This window comes from Micromonospora sp. WMMA1996, assembly GCF_002573675.1.
Taxonomy (GTDB): domain Bacteria; phylum Actinomycetota; class Actinomycetes; order Mycobacteriales; family Micromonosporaceae; genus Micromonospora; species Micromonospora sediminicola.
Genome location: NZ_PDHU01000001.1, coordinates 3,636,610 through 3,655,320, shown reverse-complemented (window position 1 = coordinate 3,655,320; position 18,711 = coordinate 3,636,610). Strand labels below are relative to the sequence as shown.

The 18,711-nt window shown below is 71.8% G+C and carries 16 protein-coding genes, 18 tRNA genes and 2 pseudogenes; 28 read left to right on the top strand and 8 right to left on the bottom strand.

What is annotated here, in order from left to right; genetic code table 11:
- Nucleotides 1-6 precede the first annotated feature (6 nt).
- On the top strand, nucleotides 7-981 hold the full coding sequence (locus tag COO58_RS16765; RefSeq protein ID WP_255292651.1) for a hypothetical protein: 975 nt from the start codon (nucleotides 7-9) through the stop codon (nucleotides 979-981).
- Nucleotides 982-1,172: 191 nt separating this feature from the next.
- Here COO58_RS16765 and COO58_RS16760 read toward each other — a convergent pair whose 3' ends face one another.
- From COO58_RS16760 to COO58_RS16735, 6 genes are all read right to left on the bottom strand, one after another.
- A complete protein-coding gene (locus COO58_RS16760; RefSeq protein ID WP_141561907.1) occupies nucleotides 1,173-1,958 on the bottom strand; it encodes a hypothetical protein in 786 nt (261 codons plus the stop codon).
- 135 nt (nucleotides 1,959-2,093) lie between these two features.
- Nucleotides 2,094-3,017 carry an AEC family transporter gene (locus COO58_RS16755; RefSeq protein WP_098745654.1) on the bottom strand — a complete coding sequence of 308 codons (924 nt, stop codon included), beginning with the start codon at nucleotides 3,015-3,017 and terminating at the stop codon, nucleotides 2,094-2,096.
- A gap of 38 nt (nucleotides 3,018-3,055) precedes the next feature.
- Complete coding sequence (locus COO58_RS16750) at nucleotides 3,056-3,940, bottom strand: class I SAM-dependent methyltransferase (RefSeq protein ID WP_176558825.1); 885 nt, start codon at nucleotides 3,938-3,940, stop codon at nucleotides 3,056-3,058.
- 132 nt (nucleotides 3,941-4,072) lie between these two features.
- Complete coding sequence (locus COO58_RS16745) at nucleotides 4,073-4,513, bottom strand: SgcJ/EcaC family oxidoreductase (RefSeq protein ID WP_098745651.1); 441 nt, start codon at nucleotides 4,511-4,513, stop codon at nucleotides 4,073-4,075.
- A gap of 169 nt (nucleotides 4,514-4,682) precedes the next feature.
- Nucleotides 4,683-6,959: a glycoside hydrolase family 44 protein gene (locus tag COO58_RS31135; RefSeq protein ID WP_304363130.1), complete on the bottom strand. Its 2,277-nt coding sequence runs from the start codon at nucleotides 6,957-6,959 to the stop codon at nucleotides 4,683-4,685.
- A 95-nt stretch (nucleotides 6,960-7,054) separates the two neighbouring features.
- On the bottom strand, nucleotides 7,055-7,774 hold the full coding sequence (locus COO58_RS16735; RefSeq protein ID WP_098745650.1) for a TetR/AcrR family transcriptional regulator: 720 nt from the start codon (nucleotides 7,772-7,774) through the stop codon (nucleotides 7,055-7,057).
- 90 nt (nucleotides 7,775-7,864) lie between these two features.
- Between COO58_RS16735 and COO58_RS16730 the strand changes: the two genes are divergently transcribed.
- From COO58_RS16730 to COO58_RS30240, 27 genes and pseudogenes are all read left to right on the top strand, one after another.
- Nucleotides 7,865-8,731 (top strand): NAD(P)H-binding protein, encoded by an 867-nt coding sequence (locus COO58_RS16730; protein WP_098745648.1) that lies wholly within the window; start codon nucleotides 7,865-7,867, stop codon nucleotides 8,729-8,731.
- Between the two features lie 137 nt (nucleotides 8,732-8,868).
- A pseudogene (locus tag COO58_RS16725) lies at nucleotides 8,869-10,064 on the top strand (helix-turn-helix domain-containing protein).
- A gap of 290 nt (nucleotides 10,065-10,354) precedes the next feature.
- A pseudogene (locus COO58_RS31240) lies at nucleotides 10,355-10,729 on the top strand (hypothetical protein); the annotation flags it as partial.
- The gene (locus COO58_RS16715; protein ID WP_098745647.1) at nucleotides 10,726-10,944 is read left to right on the top strand and encodes a hypothetical protein; all 219 of its coding nucleotides are present in this window, start codon (nucleotides 10,726-10,728) and stop codon (nucleotides 10,942-10,944) included. The pseudogene COO58_RS31240 and the gene COO58_RS16715, both read left to right, overlap by 4 nt.
- Before the next feature lie 78 nt (nucleotides 10,945-11,022).
- Nucleotides 11,023-11,532 (top strand): DUF664 domain-containing protein, encoded by a 510-nt coding sequence (locus tag COO58_RS16710; RefSeq protein WP_098745645.1) that lies wholly within the window; start codon nucleotides 11,023-11,025, stop codon nucleotides 11,530-11,532.
- A gap of 50 nt (nucleotides 11,533-11,582) precedes the next feature.
- Nucleotides 11,583-12,608, top strand: a complete 1,026-nt coding sequence (locus COO58_RS16705) for a hypothetical protein (protein ID WP_141561906.1) — start codon at nucleotides 11,583-11,585, stop codon at nucleotides 12,606-12,608.
- An 85-nt stretch (nucleotides 12,609-12,693) separates the two neighbouring features.
- Nucleotides 12,694-13,533, top strand: coding sequence for a helix-turn-helix domain-containing protein (locus COO58_RS16700; protein WP_255292648.1), 840 nt, complete (start codon nucleotides 12,694-12,696; stop codon nucleotides 13,531-13,533).
- 65 nt (nucleotides 13,534-13,598) lie between these two features.
- On the top strand, nucleotides 13,599-14,180 hold the full coding sequence (locus tag COO58_RS16695; RefSeq protein ID WP_098745642.1) for a dihydrofolate reductase family protein: 582 nt from the start codon (nucleotides 13,599-13,601) through the stop codon (nucleotides 14,178-14,180).
- A 129-nt stretch (nucleotides 14,181-14,309) separates the two neighbouring features.
- A complete protein-coding gene (locus COO58_RS30855; RefSeq protein ID WP_255292647.1) occupies nucleotides 14,310-14,441 on the top strand; it encodes a hypothetical protein in 132 nt (43 codons plus the stop codon).
- A gap of 73 nt (nucleotides 14,442-14,514) precedes the next feature.
- A tRNA-Trp gene (locus COO58_RS16690) sits at nucleotides 14,515-14,587 on the top strand.
- A 184-nt stretch (nucleotides 14,588-14,771) separates the two neighbouring features.
- A tRNA-Ala gene (locus COO58_RS16685) sits at nucleotides 14,772-14,844 on the top strand.
- Nucleotides 14,845-14,884: 40 nt separating this feature from the next.
- Nucleotides 14,885-14,957 (top strand) — tRNA-Glu (locus tag COO58_RS16680).
- Nucleotides 14,958-14,973: 16 nt separating this feature from the next.
- Nucleotides 14,974-15,046, top strand: a tRNA-Gly gene (locus COO58_RS30250).
- 53 nt (nucleotides 15,047-15,099) lie between these two features.
- Nucleotides 15,100-15,171 (top strand) — tRNA-Gln (locus COO58_RS16675).
- Between the two features lie 6 nt (nucleotides 15,172-15,177).
- A tRNA-Leu gene (locus COO58_RS30245) sits at nucleotides 15,178-15,250 on the top strand.
- A 4-nt stretch (nucleotides 15,251-15,254) separates the two neighbouring features.
- Nucleotides 15,255-15,328 (top strand) — tRNA-Met (locus COO58_RS16670).
- Between the two features lie 10 nt (nucleotides 15,329-15,338).
- A tRNA-Leu gene (locus COO58_RS16665) sits at nucleotides 15,339-15,412 on the top strand.
- Between the two features lie 5 nt (nucleotides 15,413-15,417).
- A tRNA-Ala gene (locus tag COO58_RS16660) sits at nucleotides 15,418-15,494 on the top strand.
- Nucleotide 15,495: 1 nt separating this feature from the next.
- Nucleotides 15,496-15,567 (top strand) — tRNA-Asp (locus COO58_RS16655).
- A gap of 27 nt (nucleotides 15,568-15,594) precedes the next feature.
- Nucleotides 15,595-15,667, top strand: a tRNA-Ile gene (locus COO58_RS16650).
- 1 nt (nucleotide 15,668) lies between these two features.
- A tRNA-Arg gene (locus COO58_RS16645) sits at nucleotides 15,669-15,741 on the top strand.
- A 52-nt stretch (nucleotides 15,742-15,793) separates the two neighbouring features.
- Nucleotides 15,794-15,865 (top strand) — tRNA-Lys (locus COO58_RS16640).
- 55 nt (nucleotides 15,866-15,920) lie between these two features.
- Nucleotides 15,921-15,992 (top strand) — tRNA-Val (locus COO58_RS16635).
- A 6-nt stretch (nucleotides 15,993-15,998) separates the two neighbouring features.
- Nucleotides 15,999-16,072, top strand: a tRNA-Glu gene (locus COO58_RS16630).
- Between the two features lies 1 nt (nucleotide 16,073).
- Nucleotides 16,074-16,147 (top strand) — tRNA-Asn (locus tag COO58_RS16625).
- 45 nt (nucleotides 16,148-16,192) lie between these two features.
- A tRNA-Val gene (locus COO58_RS16620) sits at nucleotides 16,193-16,264 on the top strand.
- A gap of 15 nt (nucleotides 16,265-16,279) precedes the next feature.
- Nucleotides 16,280-16,363, top strand: a tRNA-Tyr gene (locus tag COO58_RS30240).
- A gap of 97 nt (nucleotides 16,364-16,460) precedes the next feature.
- On the opposite strand, the gene COO58_RS16615 is transcribed toward COO58_RS30240, so the two are convergent.
- On the bottom strand, nucleotides 16,461-17,642 hold the full coding sequence (locus COO58_RS16615; protein ID WP_098745641.1) for a low temperature requirement protein A: 1,182 nt from the start codon (nucleotides 17,640-17,642) through the stop codon (nucleotides 16,461-16,463).
- 126 nt (nucleotides 17,643-17,768) lie between these two features.
- The gene (locus tag COO58_RS16610) at nucleotides 17,769-18,656 is read right to left on the bottom strand and encodes a M23 family metallopeptidase (RefSeq protein ID WP_141561905.1); all 888 of its coding nucleotides are present in this window, start codon (nucleotides 18,654-18,656) and stop codon (nucleotides 17,769-17,771) included.
- Between the last annotated feature and the right edge of the window lie 55 nt (nucleotides 18,657-18,711).

Sequence of the window (18,711 nt, the reverse complement as noted above, 5' to 3'; positions counted from 1 at the left end):
GTGGCGATGACGGTTGACTGGAGTCGGCTCGGGCACGCGTACGGCCGAGCGACCGACACGCCGGGGCACGTGGCCGCGCTGGAGTTCGGTGACGCCGACGCCCGGCAGGCCGCGCTGGATCACCTCGACATCGCGGTACTGCATCAGGGTTTCCCGAGGACGGCGACCGCGCCGACGGTTCGGGCCGTGACCGCGCTGCTGGCCGAGGGGCGAGCACACCCGGACACCATCGAACCGCTTCTGGAGTTCCTCGGCGATGCGGCTACGAGCGTGACCGACCTCGCTGACAATCGCTACTTCGCCGGGATACTGCCGGATCTCGCCGATGCCGTGGCCCAGGCGTACCCGGTGGTGCTTCCGCTGCTCGCGGCGTCACCGCCGGACCGGGCGCTGCTCCGCGCGGAGAATCTCGTGGCGATCGCGCGGTTGCGGTCCGTCGCGGACCGACGCGAGGAACTGGCGGTGCTCGTCCTGGAGTGGTCGGAACGAGGCGCCGGGCCGCAGGCGGAGTGGCTGCGCTGCCTCGGCCAGCTCGGCGTCGACCTCCGCGACCGGCTCACCGACCCGGACCCGGCGATCCGGCTGCGGGCCGCGCTGGCTCACGAGGACGCCCCGGGTGCCCGTGAGCTGATCCTGGCCGCGCTGGCTGGGCCACCACCTCCGGGAGTGCACCAGTTCGCGCTCGTCGCCGCGGCGATCCGCGTCGCCGCCGACTTCGACGAGATCGCCACGGCCGCCTGCCAGGTGGCCGGTCGGGACAGTTGGGCCGGCTTCGATGACGGCTGGGGTGCGTTGGTGCGATTCGCGTTCCCCAAGCCGTACGCGCCGCACCGGCCCCTTACCGAACCGCAACGCGCGCTGGTTCGGGCGCTGGTGACCAACGACCAACTCTGGGACTCGACGAACGGGAGCTGCCGGCTCGTCTTCACGCGGGCCGGACTACCGAGCACCCGGAGTGCGTGCGGCCGGCTCGCGGGGTGAGCGCCCCTGAGGATCCGACATCCGGATCTGCCGCCGTCCGACCGTCGCCTGGCCGCGTCCGGCGAAAAATCCCGCTTCAGCGGACTGGTCAGCCGCCTCGACCGCGCCGGATTCGGCCATCTCCTGCGCCCCGACGTCATCGACGCCGCCCGTCGGCGCCCCTGACACCGGCCGGCTAGCCGGTTGGCGGGTCAGTGGTCCGGCGGAAGCCGGTCGGTCCGCGCGGGCGCCCGTCGACGGGCCCACCGGGCGAACAGGTTCAACCCCAGGGCGTACGCGGCGGCGCTCACCAGCAGCGCGACGCCGGCGCCGCGCCCCCAGTCGCCCACCGCCACGGGCGGTACGGCCCAGACATCCGTCGACAGTCCGGCCAGTGCGACTGCCGTGCCGGCCGCGATCGGCGGGACGACCCACAACAGCCCGGACGGCGCGTCGAACCGGTCGTCCTGCAGCAGCCCCGTCAGGGTGGCGACGAACCAGCCGAGCAGGAACAGGAGCACGAGCGGCCAGCGCGTCGCGGATCGCCGCAGGCGCGCCCCGAGCAGCGTGCCGAGGCCGACGCCGGCGGCGGCGTAGAGCGGGTACGCGGCCACCTCGCTCAGGAGGACCCGCACCAGGACCGGGTCGTCGAGCGCACCGGTCGTGAAGAAGATGCCCTCGCGGGCCCGGGCGAGCGGGTACGCGACCGCGACGGCCACCCCGGCCAGGAGCACCGCGAGCGGGACCGCCACCACCAGCGCCCTCGCCTGCGTGTTCCGGACGGCGAGAGCGGCGCCGGCCAGTAACGCCAACGCCTGCCCACACAGGACGCCGGAGGTGTATCGGAAGATGCGCGTGGTGTGGAGCAGCTCGTACTGCTGTGCGTCGCCCTGCGCGTCGTAGTTGACCCAGAAACTGTAGAACCCGTCGTTGAACGGCATCGCCACGAACACCAGCAGCGCCATCGCCGGCACCGACCAGACAGCCGGGTGCGTCACGGTGCGCCGGAGGGTCGGCAGACGGCGGCCTGCCATCACGGCGGACATCTGCCAAGCCTGCCGTCCCGGCCGGCGTGGGGCAAGGCGGTCGCCACGGTCGGGTCGGCTCCGTCGTCCGGACGGCTGCTGACGGACCTATCCGAGCATTGACGCCGCCGCGGCCAGGGTGGCCAGCGACAGCGTCGTGGTCACCACCACCGCCCGGTTGGCCACCGCCTCGCCGACGCCGTACTCCTGGCTGTAGATGAACGTGTTCTGCGCTGTCGGCAGGCCGGCGCACACCACGACGGCGAGCATCTGTGGCGCGGACAGGTGCAGGGCCAGTCCGGCCGCGTACGCGATGACCGGCTGGGCGACGAGCTTCAGCGCGGCGATCACGGCCAGCTCGGCCGGTTCGGCCGGCTCGGCTCGGCTCGCCGCCGGGAGGTGCAGCGACGCGCCGAGCGCGACCAGGGCAGCCGGGACCGCGGCGCCCGACAGCAGGGTCAGCGACGCGTCGGCCGCCGACGGCAGGCGCAGGCCGGCAGCCGAGCACACGACGCCGAGCAGCGACGCCAGGATCACCGGGTTGCGTACCGGCAGGGAGGCGATACGACGGACCCGTACCCGCCCGGCCGGGTCGCTGTGCCGGTCCAGGGCGACCAGGATCACCGGCGTCACCACCAGCACCTGCAGCAGCACCACCTCCGCCAGGAACGACACACTGCCGACAACCTGCGTGGCGATCGGGATGCCGAGGTTCGCCGAGTTCACGTACCCGGCGGCCATGCCCCAGAGCGGCCGTTCGCCGGGCGTGCGATCGAACAGCCGGCTCGCGCCGACCCACCCCAGCCCGACGACCGCGACCGTGCTCACCGCGAAAGCGAGCAGCGAGCGGTTGGCGAACCCGGAGAGCGGCATCCGGGACAGCGCCAGGAACAGGGCGGACGGCATCGCCAGATGGAACACGAACCGGCCGAGCACCGACGCGGCCGCCGCGCCCAGCAGGCCCCACCGACAGGCCGCCCAGCCGATCGCGGTGAGGACCCAGATCGGTACGAACGCCGACACCAGGCTCATGCGGCGGTCACCGTCGGGCGCGCGACACGCGAGATGTCTCAGCGGTTCCGGTCGGGACGCCGTGCGCGGAGGAACGCCGTGGCCGCCGTGCGCCGCATCGGCGTGCCGGCCGCCGCCAGGGCGGTCATGCACGCGTCGAGGCGCTCGCGCTCGTCGTCGGTCAGCGCGGCGGCAATGGCCTCGCCGTACGTCGGGGCCAGGGGGTTGGGGGCCGTCCGCTTGAGCGCCTCCCAGTCGCTGATCGGCTCGGCGGGAGCGTCGAGCTGGGCACGGTAGTCCAGTTCGATCGCCTCGAAACCCGAAGCCTCCGCCCAGGCCATGAGGTCGCGTTCGTCGAAGTCGACCATCGGCCGCTCGGCAGCTTCGGTTCGGCCCCGGTAGACGTCGCTGACCTTGGCCACCAGGTCGTCGACCGGCGTGCCACCCCAGCCGAACAGATCCTCCGGGCGGTGCTCAAGCGCAAAGCGGTTGATCGGCTCGAAGAGCGAGAGCCTTCCGCCCGGCCGTAGCACCCGGGAGAACTCCGCGAACGCGGTGGCCTTGCGATCGGAGTAGATGAGCGCCGACCGGGTGGTGACGACGTCGACGGAGGCGTCGGCGACGCCGGCGAGGTCTTCGGCCGGCGCCCGGACGAAGCGGCACCGCTCGTCGCCGTCGGCGGTCCGCCGGCACTGGTCGAGCAGGTCCGGCGAGACGTCGCTGAAGATGACCCGGCCGTCCGGGCCGAGACGGTCGAGCGCACCGAACCCGATCAGTCCGGTACCACATCCGACATCGAGGAGGACGTCGTCGGGCTTCAGATCGGCCCGGTCGAGAACGCCGTCGCGGAACCCGGCGAGGTCGGTGGCGTGCCGGGCGCGCAGGGTGGCGTCGCCGCCGTCTCGGCGCGCCGACAACCACCGGGCCCACCTGTCGGTCGTCATCGGGTCACGATAGTGCCGCACCGCGTGTCGCACCGGCCCGTGCCCACCCCGGTGGTCGGGCATGCGTACCGGTCTGGTGGGTCTCGGCCGCGACCTGGCGGTTGGGCCGATGACAGGGTGCCGGGCGCGTCGTCACGCGTCGGGATCGAGGCCGGCCAGACCCTGACCTGTCTCCGGGTCCCACGGAATCGACTCGTGGTCGTGGACGACGACCCACCGCCCGTCGCGCCTGCGGCACACGAGCGTGGCGCGTACCCACATGGAGACGTCCATGCCCGACCGCAACCGTCCCGTGACGTGGTAGAGGAAGGCGCAGTAGCCGAGGTCGCCGTCGGCGTCGACCTGGAGGTCCCGGACCTCGTAGCCCGGGCCGTCGGCGTACGCGTCGAACCACGCCCGGGTCTGGGGTGCCACCTGGTCGGCACCTCGTAGTCGCAGCGGGGGCAGGACGTTGAAGGCGAGCACGTCCGCGGCCTGGTGGGCGGCAAGCGTCTCGGCGTCGCGGCGCGCCACTGCCGCCACGCGCTCCTCGATCAGCTCCCGCAGCTCCTGCTTCGCCTGGTCGGTCGTCATCAACCTGTCCTACCCGGGCCGTGAGCGGCGCTAACGCGGTTCACGCGATCGTGGACGCAGCAGTCGATGTCGATCTCCGCCGGCCGCTCCCGGGGTGCTCGCGGCCGGGGCGCTGGACCTGTCCGACTCTGCTCCGCCGGTCCGGCCGGCGGAGCAGAGTCGTTTCAGGTCAGCCGCACCGTTGACCGTTGAGGGTGAAGGCGGCGGGCGCCGGGTTGGTGCCGCTCCAAGTGCCGTTGACGCCGATGCTGGTGATGGCGCCGGGGGCGAGCCTGCCGTTCCAGGTCATGCTCTCGGCGGTGACGCTGGTGCCGTTCTGTTTCCAGGTGGCCGACCAGCCCTGGCCGATCTTCTGGCCGGCGGTGGGGAAGTCGAAGGCGAGTTTCCAGCCGTCGATGGCGGTGGCGCCGGTGTTTCTGATGGTGACGGTGGCGGTGAAGCCGCCGGGCCAGCTGTTCGCCGTCCAGCCGACCGTGCAGCGGCCGGTCGGGGCGGTGGGCGCGGTCCGCACGGTCAGGCCGGGCGAGGCCGTCGAGACGTTGCCCGCCGCGTCACGCGCGGTGACCACGAAGGTGTACGAGGTGTCCGCGGTCAACCCGCTCACGGTGTACGAGGTGCCGGTGGCGCTGCCCACCTTCACCGTGCCGGTGGCGTCGACCCGGTGCACGTCGTAGCCGGTCACGCCGGTGTCGTCGGTGGACGGCGTCCAGGTCAGTGCGACGCTGTCGGCGGTGACCGTGCCGGCGGTCGGCCTGCCGGGGGCGGTCGGCGCCGTGGTGTCGCCGGGCGTGGTGCCGCGCGGCAGCACCAGGTGGGTGATCGAGTTGGCCGGGAAGGTGGCGGTGAGGCCGCCGGCGGTCACCGGCTGGTCGGCCTCCCGGACGACGCCGGCGAGGTTCGCCCCGCTGTAGCGGTAGACCTGGGCGGTGTCGGCGGAGACACCGGTGAGCGTGAGCGGGCTCGTCAGGTCGTCGCCGGTCTTGTTGACCACGACCAGGGTCAGTGCCTTGTCGGCGGCGCGCTCGGCGGCGTACACGGCCAGCTTGCCCTGGTCGGCGCTGGTCGCCTTGACGGAGGTCTCACCGAACGCGCCGCCCTTGCCGTCGTAGTCGCGGTAGATGCGGAAGGCGTTGGCCACCGGCTGGTCGGCCCCCGGTGCGGTCCAGAGGGTGGCCAGGTCGAGCCCTTCGCGGCCGAAGATGCCGAGCACGTCGGCCTGGGCCAGCGCGCCGTTGAGCGACCCGTGGCCGCCCCAGTTGTACTCGGTCATCGCGATCTTCGTGCCCGGGTAGTGCTGGTCGACCAGTTCCCGCATCCGGGGGATGAAGCGGACCGGCTGGTTGATCCAACTCTCGTCCACGTACGTCGGGTCCCAGAGCTGGCGGGTCGAGCGCAGCCGCAGCGCCTGGGTGTCGGCGTCGCCGGCGGTGTCACCGAACACACCCGACTGCTGCGGGTAGAGGTGAATGTCGAAGTAGTCGAGGATCCGGGTGCCGTGCTGCTGCTCGTACTCGCGCATCCGGTCCAGGTACCACGGGCCGAGGTCCTGGCCGCCGTGCGCGGCCTTGTCCGGCGGGTTCGACCAGCATCCGGTGCGCGAGCAGGTGTCCTGGTCCAGCCCCGAGTAGAAGATCGAGTTCAGGCCCCAGCCGACGGGACCGAGCGTCTTCGCGCCGGGGTCGGCGGCCTTGATCGCGGCGGCGTACGCGTAGGTGCGGTCGCGCAGCTCGTCGTAGCCCAGGCCCGTCGGGCGGACGTCGCGGTGGGTGGAGTGCCACAGGTCCGGCTCGTTGTCCAGGTTGTAGAACTGGACGCCGCCGTCGGCGGCGGCGCCGAACTGCCCCTTGAGGTGGTTGACGAAGTCGGTGGCGTACTCCGGACCGACCGCGACGCTGGTGTCCTCCGGGTCGTTGCCGGTGACCAGGCTCCCGTCGGGCTTCCTGCCGTTGCCGCAGTCCGGCGCCCAGGGGTCGGTGGACTGCTGCGGACCGTATGTGGCCACGCTGAAGCCGCACGCCTTCGCCCGGTCCTTGGCGATCCACCCGAGCATCGGCACCGTCATGACCGTGGCGGCGCCGGTGGCCTTGTTCCGCTGCACGAACCGGTCGCTCTCCGAGCCCCTGGGCAGGCTGCCCGGGTCCGGGTTGTCGTTCGGGATGTTCTCGAAGTACCAGTCCGAGGCCCGGTTGGTGGTGTCGTTGCGGAAGTTGTAGCGGGTGGTGGCGTTGCCGCCGTACCGGTGCACCGGCAGCCGCAGCTCCCGGGCGAGGGCCTCGTCGGCGAAGTTCATGCCGTAGACGTACGGACTGATCGGGTGCCGGTTGGCGGTGGTGTCGACGGCCAGTGCCGGGCCGGCCGCGGCCAGGGCGGGCTCCGGCAGGGCCAGGCCGCCGAGGGCTGTGGCCAGCACGACCGGGAGCAGTGCGGTGGTGGGACGCACGAGCATTCCTTCCCTCACGCGAATAGAAGCTCGACGATGGGAGCGCTTCCATAGGCTTGCGCCTTCCCGGCCCCGAGTCAATGCCGTGATCGAGCGCCCGGTCAGCTGGCTCGGGGCTGTCCCTGGTGGAGTGTCGTCAGAGCCCTGGTGAGCCACTCGCCCATCAACGCCCGCTCGGCGTCGGTGAGGCCGGGCAGGCCGGGTAGCGCGGTGGCGAAGGTGACCGCGATGGCGCCCACGTCGTTCGCCGGAGCCGCCGGGGCGGTGGTCAGGATGCCGGCGGCGACGGCGTCGAACATCTGGTCGGCCAGGCCGAGGTCGCGTCGGTCCGCTGGCATGCCGAGCAGTGCGCGTACGGTGCCGGTGCCCGCTGCGTGGATCATCGCGACCGCTCGCGGCTCGTCCACGCGCAGCAGCCCGGCTGCGGCGAGCCGGTGCACCTTCGCGCGCAGCACCTCGATGCCTTCCGTGGTGGCCGGGGACTGCTCCGCCCGCGCGGGGCTGGTCATCAGCTCGTACAGCCAGGGGTTGGCCAGCCCGAACTCGATCTGTGCCCGCCAGCCCGCGCGCAGGTCGACCACCGGGTCGGGGTGCGGCCCGCCGGTCGCCTTCGCCGCCGCCCAGGTGGCCATCACGTGTTCGGCCACGGCATCGATCAGGCCGTCCTTGTCGCCGAACAGGCGGTAGATGGTCGGCGCCTGCACCTGCGCCGCCTGCGCGACGGCGCGCGTGGTCACGGCGCGGGCGCCCTGCTCCCGCAGGATCCGTGCGGCCGCGGTGACGATCCGGGACCGGGCGTCGGTCCTCTCGGCAAGCTCCACGTACCAATGGTAACAGCGACCTGTTAGCGCTGAGGTTATCTCTGCTACCGTCACCAGCGTTAGCAACGGAAACCTCTCCTGGGAGCAAACATGATCGTCATCACCGGCGCCACCGGCCACCTGGGCTCACGGATCGTGGCGGAGGTCCTGCGACGGGTTCCGGCCGCCGCCGTCGGGGTCAGCGTCACCGACGTCGCGAAGGCCTCCGCGCTGCAGGCCCGCGGCGTCCGGGTGCGCCGCGGCGACTTCACCGACCCGGCCACCCTCGCGGACGCCTTCGAGGGCGCTGACCAGGTCCTGATCGTCAGCGCCGCGATCCGGGGAGCCGCCGCGACCGGGGCCAACATCGCCGCGATCGACGCCGCGACGGCGGCCGGAGCGCAGCGCGTCCTCTACACCAGCCACCAGGGCGCGTCGACCGACTCGCTGTTCCCGCCGATGATCACCCACGCGCGCACCGAGGAGCACCTGGCCGCCACCGGCATCCCCCACGTCGCCCTGCGCAACGGCTTCTACTCCAGCACCCTCCGCTATCACCTCGACGAGGCGCAGGCCACCGGCCGACTGGCCCTCCCGGCCGACGGGCCCGTCTCCTGGACCGGCCACGACGACCTCGCGGCGGCGGCCGCCGTCCTGCTCACCGACGACTCCGTCGTGGCCGGCCCCACCGCGCCGCTGACGGCCCCGTCGACGCTCGACTTCGCGGCGGTCGCCGCCGTCGCGAGCGAGGTCACCGGCCGGGAGGTGGCCCGCGTCGTCGTGGACGACGAGGAATGGGTACGGGCGGCGGTCTCTCGGGGCATGCCGCGCGCCGCCGCCGAGTTCAACCTCGGCATGTTCCGGGCGGCGCGACGTGGCGAGTTCATGGTCACCGATCCCACGCTGGAGACGCTGATCGGCCGCCCGGCCGAGTCCGTCCGGACCGCGCTGCGGCGCATGCTCGCCGCCCGCCCCTGAGGGTCGGGACCGGTCGATGGCGGCGGCATGGAGCCCGCCGACCCGTGGGGTCATCGAACGTGCGACGAGTCGCGGTACCGTCGACAGGGGTGGTGGCCGGGTGAATTTGTTCGGCCCCTTGAGCTTGGAGCGGCGCCATGGCCTCGTCCGTCGATCCGCGCTTCGGCGCAGTTCTGCGTGAGTTCCGGGAACGGCGTGGTCTGTCGCTTCGGGCCCTCGGGCAGCTCGCCCACCGGAGCAAGAGTCATCTGCACGAGTTGGAGGCGGGTCTCAAGGCCCCGACAGCCGACACGGCGAGGCACCTGGACCAGCTTCTCGAAGCGGGGGGCGTGCTTGCTCGATTGGTCGATGCGCCCGTCGACCACGCGGCCGAGGCCGGCGAGCTGAGGGCGAGAATTGCCGCCAGTGATGTCAGCACAGACGTGCTCGAACGGATCGAGCAAAGCGTCGACGACCTCGCCAGCTCCTATCCGACGCTGGCACCGGCTGATCTTCTGCCCTTGGTGCGGCGGCACCTCGCCTACGTGGTTCGGCTGCTGGATGGACGAGTAACGCTTGCTCAACAACGACGGCTGCTGGTTGCCGGCGGCTGGTTGGCAGTGCTGCGCGCCACCGTTCACATCGACCTGCGCCAGCGGAATGCTGCGGCTGCCCATCTGCGCGCCGCTCGCGATCTTGCCGAACACGCGGAGCACAGCGAGATCCAGGCGTGGTGTCTGGAAACCCGAGCCTGGGACGTGTTGACCCAAGGTGACTTCAGGACGGCACTCGAACTTTCCCGTCAAGCTCAGCGGGTCGCTCCGCAGGGCAGCTCTGCCAGGATCCAGGCGACCGCTCAGGAAGCTCGTGCGTGGGCGCGGATCGGGGACGTCGGCGCAACCCGGCGAACCTTGGACCGGGTGGAGCGGCTGACAGCGAACCTGCCCGTTCCTGAGCGAGCCGAGCATCACTACCGCTACGACCCGGCCAAGGCCGCCGCGTACGCCGCGACGACGTTGGCCTGGGCCGGTGATCCGGGCGCCGAGCAGGTGGCGCGGGCGGTACTGGCCGACCTCGACCCGGCCGGCGACGGGGGAGCGCGGCCGCGCCGGTCCGCGTCGGCCCGTCTCGACCTCGGCCTTGCCCTGGTCGCCGCGGGTCAGCCCGACGAGGCGGTCGCTGTCGGGGCGCAGGCTGTGGCGTCCGGGCGGGTGGTGCCGTCGAACTGGTGGCGTGCCGCGGAACTGCTGTCGAAGGTGGAGCAGTCGGGGGCACCGGAACCGCGACGTTGCGTGACCTCTGCGTGGAGTATGCCCCCGGACGCCTGCCACCAGCGGACAGCACACCTGGTTAGCGGACACTCACCTTCTGGATCGCCGCCGCGCTCGGCATGACGCTGGACCTCACTGCATCCGGGCGCGGACGAGGCACATGAGCAAGTGTCCCTCCGTGCCCCGAAGACGGAGGGGCCGGACACATGACAGCGGACGGTGGATTCCTGCGGCTGATCCTCAACCGATTCATTCCGTCGCAGCTGGTCGTCGCCGGTCTCGGCCAGCGTATCCAGACGATGGAGCAGGAGGCCGCCCGCCGGCGGTTGCTGATCCAGGCGCGAGGCGGAAAGCAGTATCCGGGGGCCGGAGAGGACCCCTCCAAGTCGCCGCCTCGGCGCGTCTCGTACGACGAGTACCTCTCGGCAACCGCGTTGACCCTCGCGCGACGGCATCGGCCGGCGTGGTCGTGGCGGCGGTGGCGGTGGGTGTGCCGCTGTGGCGACGAACTGCCGTGTCGGGTCCGGCACCGCGTTCCGATCGGTGTCGCGCACTGGCCGGGGGAGGAGCGGTGAGGGGTCAGGAGCAGCGCATCCGGCGCGTACACGTGCGGGGTCTGGACGGGATGTGCGTGGGCTGCCGGGTGTGGTGGGGGCGGCTCACGTCGTACCCGGGCTGGCAGATGGAGTGGGTGACCAGCCGGCAGGCGCGGCTGCTCACCGCGACCCTGCTCGGAGGTCGCGGGTGAGCACCCACGGGCCGGTCCTGCCGGTGTGGAGTTGTGGTGGGTGCGCGGCTCCCTGGCCGTGCGAGACGCGGCGGCGGGAACTGCGGGCGGAGTTCGCGGGCGCGCGGGTGTCGCTGGCGTTGTACATGGGTGCGCAGTTGGCCCGGGCGGCGCAGGACCTGCACTGGATGCCGGCCGGGCTGCTGCACCGCCGCTTCCTGGGGTGGCTGCGGTGAGCATCCTGGAAGTTGCCACGGGCGCGATCGTCCACGGCTCCGCCGACACCGGAGGCGCGGCACGCGGACAATGGCGACATGGCGATGCCCTTTCCCGCACCGACGACTCCCGCATCGGGACGCGACGAGGTCTTCCTGGGATACCTGGACTTCTTCCGGGAGACCCTCCTGTCCAAGGTGGACGCACTACCCGACGACGAGGTGCGGCGCAGCCGGCTTCCCTCCGGGTGGACCCCCCTCGAACTGCTCAAACACTTGCGCTACGTCGAGCTTCGCTGGATCGAGTGGGGCTTCGAGGGCACCCAGATCGCCGAACCCTGGGGCGACCGGCGCGGGGACCGGTGGCACGTGGCGCCCGACGAGACACGCGACAGCCTGACGGCGTCGCTCCGCGCCCAGGGCGCACACACCGCCTCCGTGGTCGCGAACAACGACCTGACGACGGTGGGCGCTCCCGGCCCGAGGTGGGACGAGGCGGCGCCGGCGACGCTGGAACGCGTGTTGTTCCACCTCGTGCAGGAGTACGCCCGTCACCTCGGGCATCTCGACGTCGTAGCCGAGCTCGCCGCTGGGCCGCTCGGCGAGTAGCGCGCTCAGTCGCCCCTGCTCGTGCCGGCGGCTGCATAGACTGCCGCGCCATGGGAGAGATTGTCACGCTCGGCGAGGTTCGGTGCCCGTCCGGCCAACTCGTCATCATCGACGGCGGGATGCTGGGCATGTGGTCGGGAAGCAGGCCGCCGAACGAGCTCGACCCGCGCGGTCTGGGATTCGAGGATCCGGACCTGCTGGCTGAGGTCGCCGGTTCCGCCGACTACGCGGTGGTCGGCCCGGACGCCGAGCCGGCGGGAGCGTCGTTCCCGGTACGGCCCGGGCGGTACCACTACGACATTCCCGCCTCACACGGCGACAGCTGGGCGCAACGGTTCGGCGATCACTGCCGGGAGCACGGGTGGACGGCTGCGGTGGAGCGCGCGCAACAGCAGGTGCCGCACCGGGAGCGGGCGCGGCGGTGCGCGGTGGAACGCCAGCCGGGGTTCAGGGTCTTCGGGATGCCCGCGGTGGCGGTGGACGGTCTTCCCGCCGGGACCGTCGCGGTGCAGGCGGAACGTTCCGACGGGCCGTGGGACGGCTGGTCCCAGATCATCGTCCGGGTCCGTGACGCGCCCGTCGCCACCACTGTCGACGTGGGCATGGTGGGTGTCGACGCGGCTCGGCTGGCCTTCGCCGACGCCGACGCACTCGCGTCGTGGCGCCACGAGGAGCCGTTGGACGGTCTCGCCGACGTCGCGTTCTGGGGTGTCGACGCCCCGACGGCGGCCCGGGAGTTCACCGCCGAACCGCTGGCCGCACCGGGTGACGAGGGGAGCTACGGCTGGACGGACCTGCCGCTGCGCTCGGCCCTGCGGCGGGCGACGACCGTGCAGGCCTGGCGCGACGCCGAGCCCGGTCGCAAGCTGGCCGTGGACTTCCGGCCGCACTCACACCACTGGGAGGTGATGCGCCAGGTGCGGGCCAGCGACACGGAGAGCGGGACCCTGGCCCTCGGCGACGCGCAGATCCTGTTCGCGATGACCAGCTGGGGTGACGGGGTCTTCCCGGTCCAGGTCGATCGCGACGCCGCCGGGGACCTGCTCGCCGTCCGGGTCACCCTCGCCGAGGCGTGAACGACCGTCCGCGGCCCGCGACGACGTGCCCCGGCGGCGGCGCGGCTGGACCGCCCCGGCGCGCGATGTCGGCGATGCTGTGGGCGTGGAGTACGTGTCCCGAGTGCCGCGACCGCCGCTGGACGGGCTGATCGACGACCTCTACTACCTGGAGGGTGCGCCGCCGTACGCCCGGTTGACACTGCCGCCGATGCCGGCGGCGTTGCTCATCGTCAACCTCGGTGCGCCGTTCCGCATCCGCGCCGGCGCCGACCTCGGCGCGGCCGAGTACGCCGACGGCTGCGTGGTCACCACGCCCACCCGGGCGCTGGAGTTCAGCTATCCGCCGCGGACCCGGTCCGTCGGCGCGCACGTCAAGCCGTGGGGGTTGGCGCCGTTCCTGCCGATGCCCGCCGTCGAGCTGTGCGACCGGCCGGTGACGATCGAGCAGGTCTGGGGTCGGCCCGCCGTCGCGGAGCTGCGAGACCGGCTGGCCACGGCGGCCCGGCCGCAGCAGATGCTGACGCTGCTCGAGGAGGAGCTGACGCGACGGCTGGGCGAGACCGCCGGGCTGGGGCTGGTGCGCCGGACGAGCGGCGTCATCGCCGCGGCCGGCGGAGCGGTCGCCATCGGCGACCTGAGCGTGGCAGCCGGGGTCAGCAGCACCCATCTGGCGCAGCGGTTCAAGCACCTCGTCGGCGTCACGCCGAAGCGGCTGGCCCGCGCCCACCGTTTCGCCACCGCCGTGTTCTCGATCGACCCCGCCGAACCGGTCGACTGGGGCGACCTCGCCGGTCGCGCCGGCTACTTCGACCAGGCCCACTTCGGCCACGAGTTCCGGGCGTTCACCGGGCTCACGCCGACCCGGTACGTCGAGGTCCGGCGGCGGTTCCTGCGCGAACATCCCGGTCACGTGCTGGACGGCTGGCCGCTGCCGGCCGATTGATTTCCTACAAGAGCGGCAGCCCTCGACACGCTAGCTTGAGGCGTCCCCGAGCAGAGGAGACCCCCGTGGGCACAGTCGTCATGTACAGCTCGGTGTCGGTCGACGGCTTCGTCGCGGACGAGAACGACCAGCCCGGGCCGCTGTTCGAGTGGCTGACCAGTGGTGACGTCCCGTTGGACGCCGGCGGCGGGCTGACGGTGTCGCAGACGTCCTACGACTACACCCGGCCGTACTGGGACCGGATCGGGGTGACGGTCGTCGGCCGGCACGTCTTCGACCTGACGGACGGCTGGGACGGGAAGCCTCCGGGCGGGATCGACCACGTGGTCGTCGTGACGCACCGGCCGGCGCCCGAGGGCTGGGACCCCGACGCGCCGTTCCACTTCGTCGACGGCGTGGAGGCGGCCGTGGCCAGGGCGCAGGAGCTGGCGGGGGAGCGCACGGTCGAGGTCGCCGCCGGTGACGTCGGTGGCCAGGTGCTCGCCGCGGGCTTCGTCGACGAGGTACGCATGGACGTCGTACCCGTCGTGTTCGGGTCCGGCAAACGCTTCTTCGGGTCGGTGGACGCGCAGCACCTGTTGGAAGGGCCGGACGAGGTGGTGCAGGGCAGCCGGGTGCTTCACCTGCGCTACCGGGTCCGCCGCTGACAACCCGAGCGGGTGGATCCTGATGGCAGCCACAGCAGATATGCGCGTACCGAATATCCTTTGCCTTCCGCGGACGTCGGCCTTATCGTAAAACGGCAAGGTCAACCGGATCGAACCAGGGAGTTTCCCGTGCGGCAGTACGTCTCCACCGAAACCATGCGGCTCATGCCGCGCGGCGGTGTCGTGCTGCGTGCGATCGGGCGAGCCCACGATCTGTGCGCGAGCGAGCAGAACTGGAAGCCGGGGTGGCGGCGCGAATAGCGCCAGCGGAAGCTGACAAGCCGCCCACCCCGACCGGGACAGGGCGGCTTTTTCGTTACCCGGACAACCGCATAGGGGCGTAGCTCAACTGGTAGAGCACCGGTCTCCAAAACCGAAGGTCGCAGGTTCGAATCCTGTCGCCCCTGCTTTCGTCCCGGCCCCGGCCGGAGGCGTCGTTGGTTCTCAACTCCACAGTGGATGGCATGGAAAGACCCCGGCCGGCGCCCGCACGGGCCGGCCGGGGGCGATACCCTCCGGGACGAGGGAGACGGTAACCCGCCCGCTTTGGGAGCGGGAGAAACAGCGTTCGACTCGCTGGTCCCGGACCATGGGGTTGTAGCTCAGCTGGTAGAGCGCCGCCTCGGCAGGGCGGAGGTCAGGGGTTCGATTCCCCTCTTCTCCACATTCTGATGCCCTCCCGGCAACCGGGGAGGGTTTTCCACGGGCCGTTGGAGCAATTGGCAGCTCATCCGGTTCTCAGCCGGACGGTTACGGGTTCGAGTCCCGTACGGCCTACGCAGGAATATGCCATGCGGTCGTGGTGAACTCGGCGGACACGTCGGTCGTCCAAATCGAAAAAGCGGGTTCGATGCCCGCCGGCCGCTCGCAGAAAGCAGCGCTGAACCGGCCGGCGGGACCGCGACCCGCCGGCCACCCTTCCCGGGTCGTCTAGTCGGCAAGACGCCGCACTCTGGATGCGGAGAGCTGGGTTCGAATCCTGGCCCGGGAGCGCCACGCCCTCGTAGCCCAACGGCAGAGGCCCGACGTTGAGGACGTCGCCAGTGCGCGTTCGACTCGCGCCGAGGGCACCGCGCCGACGTAGCTCAGATGGCCAGAGCGCTCCGCTCATGACGGAGAGGCCCCCGGTTCGAGGCCGGGCGTCGGCACGCAGTACATGCCCGGGTAGCCCAACGGCAGGAGGCACCCCGTTCAGGGCGGGGACAGTGCGCGTTCGAATCGCGCTCCGGGTACGCATGGGGTCGTAGCTCAGGTGGTAGCAGCGCTTCGTTCGCACCGAAGAGGCCGGCGGTTCGACTCCGCCCGACTCCACCAGGTCCCGTTGGCTCAGTGGGAGAGCATCCGCCTGTCGAGCGGAGGGTCGCCGGTTCGATCCCGGCACGGGGCGCGCACGCAGAGGTGGCCGAGCCGCCAGGTCGTCGTAGCTCAGCTGGTCAGAGCGCTTCCCTGATGAGGAAGGGGCGGTTCGGGCCCGCCCGACGACACCATGCCCCCGTGGCTCAGCGGACAGAGCACTGGATTACGAATCCAGGGGTCGCGCGTTCGAATCGCGCCGGGGGCACGCATCGAGACGAGGCGCGGTCGGCGGCGTCCGGCTCCCTCCCTCACCGCACGCCTCCGTAGCTCAGAGGAAGAGCAGCCGGCTCTTAACCGGCGGGTCGGGATGTCGGAATTCCCCGGAGGCACGAAGTCGTGGTCCACGCCGCCCGGCCGTCGGTCGTGGGCCGGACATCCCGCCTCGCCCCGGTAGCTCAGCGGGAGAGCGTCGGCTCGACAAGCCGAAGGCCGCTGGTTCGACACCAGCTCGGGGCACACGGACGCGCGTTCGGTCATGGGTAGGCCCCCAGCCTTTCACGCTGGTGAAGCGGGTTCGAGTCCCGCACGCGCGACCATTCCGGCGTCGCCCAAACGGTAGGGCAGCGGATTGTTGATCCGTACAGGTACTGGTTCGAGTCCAGTCGCCGGAGCGATGGAGGGGGCTCGTCGGTTCGAATCCCACCCCTTCCGCGTACGCCCGCGTAGCTCAACGGAAGAGCACCTGGTTCACATCCAGGGGGTCGGAGGTTCGACACCTTCCGCGGGCACCGGCCTTCGGCCGAGGGAGCGCGCCACCGACGGTGAGGTGGGCCGGCCTGTAAAGCCGGTGCGTTCGCGCTGAGTGAGTTCGAATCTCTCCGCTCCCACGCCTTCGCGGGTGCTTCCACCCGGCCATCCACTGTTGGCACAACGACGCGCCACCTCCACGACGAGCGGCCGAAGCGCCGTATCCGGCGCCGACGGCTAGTCCGGCGGTGACGGCGGCTCGGGTGGTAGTCCGCGGGCACGGTGCGCGTCCGACAGGGCGATCCCGGTCAGCACGACGGCGGCGGCGGCCGCGACCACGACCGGCGGCACGAGGAGCATCGCCGGTGCCAGGACGGCCAGCGCGAGCACGCCGATCGGGCGGGATCGGGACACCCGGCCGAACACCGCGTGTTCGAAGCGGGCGCGCCCGGCCAGGTACAGCGCGGGTCCGCCGAGGAGGACGGCGATCCAGGCCGGCGGAGTGTGTCCCAGCGGATGCGCGATGACGAGTTCACCGCCGACGGCGGTGACGACCACGCCGGCGACCATGGTCAGGTGGGTGTAGGACGCCGACCGGGCGAGGCGGACCGGGTCGGCGGACGCGACGATCGCCTCCGCCAGGACCTCGCCGGCGCGGTAGATGTAGATCCGCCACAGCAGCACGGTGGTGGTGATCGACACGGCGAACGCGGCAGCCCCGGCGGGTGCGAAGCCGCTGTCGTTCAGGGCCAGTCCGGTGACCAGGATCAGCTCGCCGAGGGCGATGATGAAGAACTGCCGGTAGCGCTCGGACAGGTGCTCGCCGGAGATGACCAGGTCACGGCCGGGGATACGCCCCGCGCCGGGGGTGGGGAAGCCGATTCTGCCGGCCGTGTGGTCGAGGACCACCGCGAGTGCCCAGAGCGCGCCCCGCGCCGTGCCGTGCACCAGCGCCCCCGCGATCCACGGCAGCGCCGACAGGCCGTACCAGAACAGCCCGCGCATGGCGTTGCGTTGCAGCTCGTGGCCGCGCAGCACGGCGGTGAGGACGATCCCGCGGCTGAGCTGGACGGCGACGTAAGCGCCCGCGAAGATCAGGCCGGTGTCGCCGAACGCCTCGGGGACCGCGGCCGCCATGACCAGGCTGCCGACCATGGTCGCGATGACCAGCGCCTGGATGACCGGTCGTTGCGGGTCGGTCCGGTCGGTCAGCCACGCGGTGCTCGACCAGACCCACCACATGGCGCCCATCAGCACCAGTGCCCGGAAGGCGCCGCTCCACCCGAGATCCTCGCCCAGGCTGCGGGAGAGCAGGGCGAGCGCGAGCACGAACACCAGGTCGAAGAAGAGTTCCAGGAATGTGGCCCGCTGCGGACCCCCGGGTCTACGCAGCAGCTCGGCCGCCCTGCCTGTCGTCATCGGCTCGCCCGTTCTGCAGCTCTGCTCCAGGTTTGGGGGCATTCTGACATGCGGCAGCGGCTGCTGAGGGACTCCCGCCGGGTCGGGTGCGACAGGGCGGTGGCTTCCGAGACGTGCCGGGCGGCGTCAGCCGATGCCGTCGACCGCCGCCCGGAGCGCGTTGATCGACGGATCCCAGGTGAAGTTCAGGACGGGGAGGCCGGAGGCGGCGGCGTTGCTGTCGCCACCGAGGACCACCGCCCGTGGCTTGGCGGTGCCCTGGGGGACGACGAGGTACCAGTTGCCTCGCACATTCGCGATGAACACGTCATCTACCTCCTGGTCGGGGGAACTCGGGTTGGCGGCGTCGCCGACGTGGTTCTCGAAATCCACCGTCGCGCCGAAGTTCGTCGGGCTGCCGGTGTTCAGCCAGAGACTGGTGTGCACGTGCGGGCCGACACCGGAGTCGCTGCCGTTGGCCGAGGCGCCGGAGTAGGCGATCGTCTGGCCTCGCGACACGCGTTGGCCGGGGGAGACGGCGATCGTCGACAGGTGCAGATGCCGGGTGTAGTTGCCGTCGTCGTGGGCCATCCCCACGACGCGCCCGGTCGCGGTGGAGGTGTCGGTCTTCACCAGGCGGACCGTGCCGTTCGCCGCGGCCCGGACGGGAGTGCCGGTGCCGACCGCGTAGTCGGTGCCCGGCTCACCCGACGGCGGCGTCCGGTTCCGGTGGTCCTGCCACGAGCTCGAGATCCGCACATTGCCGCAGGGCCGCAGGTAGCTGCCGGCGGCCCGAGCGGAGCCGGGCAGCAGGACGAAGGCGGCCGACACCCCGGACGCGGCCAACGCGGCGCCGGTGAGGAAGCCCCGTCTCGACAGTCCGCGCAGGTAGGCGATGCCGCCGAGGTCCTCGGGCCGCGGATCGTCGTGACCGGCCTCCGGAGGAGGGCCGTGCGGTTGACCACCGATGACCATCAATGGAAGGTAAGGCTCCTCCCGATGAGGGGCAAGGGCTTCGCCCGGATCACTCCCCAAGCGGTCCCGACGCTCCACAATGGCCCGAGCGGTGGAGGTGACGAGGGTGACGGCG

Coding starts and splice junctions, on each gene's coding strand:
- COO58_RS16705 (WP_141561906.1), top strand. CDS start 11,583: ATGGGAGAGATTGTCACGCTCGGCGAGGTTCGGTGCCCGTCCGGCCAA.
- COO58_RS16710 (WP_098745645.1), top strand. CDS start 11,023: ATGGCGATGCCCTTTCCCGCACCGACGACTCCCGCATCGGGACGCGAC.
- COO58_RS16615 (WP_098745641.1), bottom strand. CDS start 17,642: ATGACGACAGGCAGGGCGGCCGAGCTGCTGCGTAGACCCGGGGGTCCG.
- COO58_RS16765 (WP_255292651.1), top strand. CDS start 7: ATGACGGTTGACTGGAGTCGGCTCGGGCACGCGTACGGCCGAGCGACC.
- COO58_RS16730 (WP_098745648.1), top strand. CDS start 7,865: ATGATCGTCATCACCGGCGCCACCGGCCACCTGGGCTCACGGATCGTG.
- COO58_RS16750 (WP_176558825.1), bottom strand. CDS start 3,940: ATGACGACCGACAGGTGGGCCCGGTGGTTGTCGGCGCGCCGAGACGGC.
- COO58_RS31135 (WP_304363130.1), bottom strand. CDS start 6,959: ATGCTCGTGCGTCCCACCACCGCACTGCTCCCGGTCGTGCTGGCCACA.
- COO58_RS16745 (WP_098745651.1), bottom strand. CDS start 4,513: ATGACGACCGACCAGGCGAAGCAGGAGCTGCGGGAGCTGATCGAGGAG.
- COO58_RS16755 (WP_098745654.1), bottom strand. CDS start 3,017: ATGAGCCTGGTGTCGGCGTTCGTACCGATCTGGGTCCTCACCGCGATC.